At 35.9% G+C, this 468-nt stretch carries 1 pseudogene; it reads right to left on the reverse strand.

Annotated features, from left to right (window positions below):
* Positions 1-468 (reverse strand): annotated as a pseudogene (locus tag ACTQ5K_RS25580) (IS21 family transposase); the annotation flags it as partial.

Below are 468 nucleotides of genomic sequence, written 5' to 3' on the forward strand. Positions count from 1 at the left end.
AATCTCTTACTTGGACAGTTGGTAGCTGGTGTAAGAGGTTCTTTTCTTTTTTAAATTCTAATACTGGTATCTTGCCAGTCCCCTGATGTACCTCATGATTGACTCGATTACATAAATCCTGTACAAATCGGTGTAATTCTTCTAAGGTCAGTTGACCTTGATAAGCATGAATTTCATCTAATAGTTTCATCGTTGTTTCTACTTTTCCTTTTGTACGTGGTCTGCCTGCTACACAAGGTTTTACTTTAAAACCAAAGTCGTTAGCGAATTGTGCAAACTTATTATTCACTTTTCCGCTAGAAAATTCTGTTCTAGCTTCATCCATAACTGTTTTCATATTGTCCGTAATTATCTCTGAAGGAACACCACCAAGTGCTTCAAATGTTTCCGTTAAAAACGAAAACAATGTACTTTGTGATTTAGAGATACTTAGATGGAACGTGCGGAACCTTGAATAAGAAAGAACAA

The sequence above is a fragment of the Niallia sp. Sow4_A1 genome (assembly GCF_052116745.1).
GTDB classification, from domain to species: domain Bacteria; phylum Bacillota; class Bacilli; order Bacillales; family Cytobacillaceae; genus Niallia; species Niallia hominis.